This is a genomic window from Stenomitos rutilans (genome assembly GCF_059505485.1).
The window spans coordinates 1-2,156 of record NZ_JCACKR010000089.1 but is presented as its reverse complement, the minus strand read 5'-3'; the positions used below and the strand labels follow the sequence as shown (position 1 = coordinate 2,156).

The 2,156-nt window shown below is 44.3% G+C and carries 5 protein-coding genes; 3 read left to right on the top strand and 2 right to left on the bottom strand.

Translation table 11 applies throughout. The annotated features are described in order from the left end of the window. Window positions 1-220 precede the first annotated feature (220 nt). Both AC5JLP_RS16100 and AC5JLP_RS16095 read right to left on the bottom strand, forming a co-directional pair. Entirely contained in the window at window positions 221-586 is a 366-nt protein-coding gene (locus tag AC5JLP_RS16100) for an S-adenosylmethionine decarboxylase (RefSeq protein ID WP_496068943.1), read from the bottom strand. A 21-nt stretch (window positions 587-607) separates the two neighbouring features. Further along, entirely contained in the window at window positions 608-1,114 is a 507-nt protein-coding gene (locus AC5JLP_RS16095; RefSeq protein ID WP_496068944.1) for an O-methyltransferase, read from the bottom strand. A gap of 337 nt (window positions 1,115-1,451) precedes the next feature. Between AC5JLP_RS16095 and AC5JLP_RS16090 the strand changes: the two genes are divergently transcribed. The 3 genes from AC5JLP_RS16090 to AC5JLP_RS16080 are packed head-to-tail and all read left to right on the top strand — an operon-like array spanning window position 1,452 to window position 1,960. After that, complete coding sequence (locus tag AC5JLP_RS16090; protein ID WP_496068942.1) at window positions 1,452-1,556, top strand: DUF4160 domain-containing protein; 105 nt, start codon at window positions 1,452-1,454, stop codon at window positions 1,554-1,556. Next, window positions 1,510-1,728, top strand: a complete 219-nt coding sequence (locus AC5JLP_RS16085; protein WP_496068941.1) for a DUF4160 domain-containing protein — start codon at window positions 1,510-1,512, stop codon at window positions 1,726-1,728. Before AC5JLP_RS16090 ends, AC5JLP_RS16085 begins: the two co-directional genes overlap by 47 nt. Next, window positions 1,691-1,960 carry a DUF2442 domain-containing protein gene (locus AC5JLP_RS16080; protein ID WP_496068940.1) on the top strand — a complete coding sequence of 90 codons (270 nt, stop codon included), beginning with the start codon at window positions 1,691-1,693 and terminating at the stop codon, window positions 1,958-1,960. The genes AC5JLP_RS16085 and AC5JLP_RS16080 overlap by 38 nt, the downstream gene beginning before the upstream one ends. Window positions 1,961-2,156: the final 196 nt, after the last annotated feature.

Here is a 2,156-nt window from a genome sequence, read left to right as displayed (position 1 = left end):
GAGAAGCTTCCCCTTTTCTTAACTCTGCTAACGGTAGAGACAGGGCAAGAATAAGGAGCATGGGCGTTGCTGAAAGGCTGTATGAACTGAAACAGAATTTCGAGCATACAGCTCCTCTTCATAGCCAGAACGGTTCGCTTGAGCGGCGATGCAAAACCAGAGCAGTAGACGAAGAGACTCTGCACGTCCGCTCCAAGCGAATTGTTATGCGGCATCTGTACTAGAATGAGGCACTGACTAGTTCACCAGAAACAGCAAAATACTCTCGTGTGAAGTCGATCGCGACTTGCTCATCAAACCCTTTGCAGGTGTATATGACGATCGAGAAAAACTGGGCGTTGCTCCAAAAATAGGCTGATATACCGGAGTCAATTAATGGCACAAACGCATCATATCCAGCATTCTCCCCTTTACCCATGCCTGAAGCAGGCGCAAAAATAATAGGCTTGCTATACGTCTGAAGATTCAGGTGCGAGGCAATTCTCAGTAGATATTGCTCTAAATGATTTTCGTTGATCTCCGTTGTGTAAAAGCCTTCAATGAGTAAGCGCTGTCGAAAGACTTCGGGCGCGAGGTTCTTGATCATATTTTTGTTAAGGCTCTGCCACTACAGTTTTGTTGCAATGATAATTCCACTTGCCCAATTGAGCTTCGTGATGAGTAAATCGCTTCTGTTGCTTAAAGTTTTAATCAAGGAAGCAACTTTGAATCCATGACCTTCTAGCCAAGTGGTCTGTGGCAGCATATCATCAATGACATAAAAATCTCCTGGTCTGAGCAAACTCAATGTTTCATCAAGAAGCGTGTATTTTCCAACCCACGCATCTGCAAAAATTAGATCGAATCCTTGCTTTTGCTCGGTGAAACGCGGAATTACGTTGCCTGCATCCTCAATGCAAAAACTGACTCGTTGATCCTGTCCCAAATGTTTCTGAGCGATCGCTGCAACACGACTGTCATTGTCAACCGTAACAAGTTTTGATTCATCATCCATCCCGTCAAGCAGCCAAGCTGTAGCTAGACCTGTACCAGTACCAAGCTCTAGAAAATATCCTGATCGCTTGCTAGCAGCTAAGGTTTTGAGGAGAGAACCTGTGAGCGGCTCGGATGCCATTGAGAATCCTGCTGCTGTGGTTTCGGATAAGATTCGATCAAAAGTAGCGGGAGTTTGAAGATGGTCTTTATCATTCATCGCTTGAGTTACCCAGCGCACTGCTGCCCAGACTAACAAGATTTTAATTGCTCTCCCTAAAATCTCGATCGCGAACCCATAAAACTGCAATTACGCCTCAACAAATAAATTAAGCCGTATAACGGTGCTGTTCAGCGGCGGCGAATAGCCTTGACTCAACCCCAAGATCTTTCAACTATCCGCTGCATTTCAATTGTTAGACTGCCTTCAACGACCACATCTGCTGCTAGACTCAGGGACTTGAGTATAATTTTAGAATATGCCGACAGTTTTACGAATTGGTCCGTACCGCTTTTACTTCTATAGCCATGAACCAAATGAGCCACCGCATATACATATTGATCGGGACAACTCAACAGATTGATCGGGACAACTCAACAGCAAAATTTTGGTTGGAGCCAATCAGCTTGGCAAGCAGTATTGGATTGAGTGCAAAAGAACTGCGGAAGCTACAGTCAATAGTTCAAGAAAACCAGAAAATTTTAATGGAGGCTTGGAATGGGTATTTTGGCGATTCGAGCGGACGAGAGGGTTAAAAATGTTTACTTTACCGAAGAAACAATCAGCGTTGATTTAATGGATGGGCGGACAATTAGTGTACCTCTGGCTTGGTATCCAAGGCTACTTAACGCAACACCTAAACAGCGTGAACAGTGGGAAACTTGTGGTGGTGGGTATGGTATTCATTGGGAGAAAATCGATGAAGACCTCAGCACAGAGGGAATGCTCAGGGGCGCACCTGCCCCGAAAGCATTGGTACAAGACTGAAAGGGTAAGCGGTTTTACTTTAGAAGCTGGATATGAGCGCATATGAAAGCCACTGATTCAGAAGATTTACATTTTCCATCTATAGCGATCCTAAATGAGTTGTGAGAAACAACCATAGGAAAAAAGCTTTGGAAAGTCAAAAGAGCTGTCGGGAAATAAGAACGAAGTTAGCCAACATGACCTTTCAAGTTCTTCT

Coding starts and splice junctions, on each gene's coding strand:
- AC5JLP_RS16080 (WP_496068940.1), top strand. CDS start 1,691: ATGGGTATTTTGGCGATTCGAGCGGACGAGAGGGTTAAAAATGTTTAC.
- AC5JLP_RS16100 (WP_496068943.1), bottom strand. CDS start 586: ATGATCAAGAACCTCGCGCCCGAAGTCTTTCGACAGCGCTTACTCATT.
- AC5JLP_RS16095 (WP_496068944.1), bottom strand. CDS start 1,114: ATGGCATCCGAGCCGCTCACAGGTTCTCTCCTCAAAACCTTAGCTGCT.
- AC5JLP_RS16090 (WP_496068942.1), top strand. CDS start 1,452: ATGCCGACAGTTTTACGAATTGGTCCGTACCGCTTTTACTTCTATAGC.
- AC5JLP_RS16085 (WP_496068941.1), top strand. CDS start 1,510: ATGAGCCACCGCATATACATATTGATCGGGACAACTCAACAGATTGAT.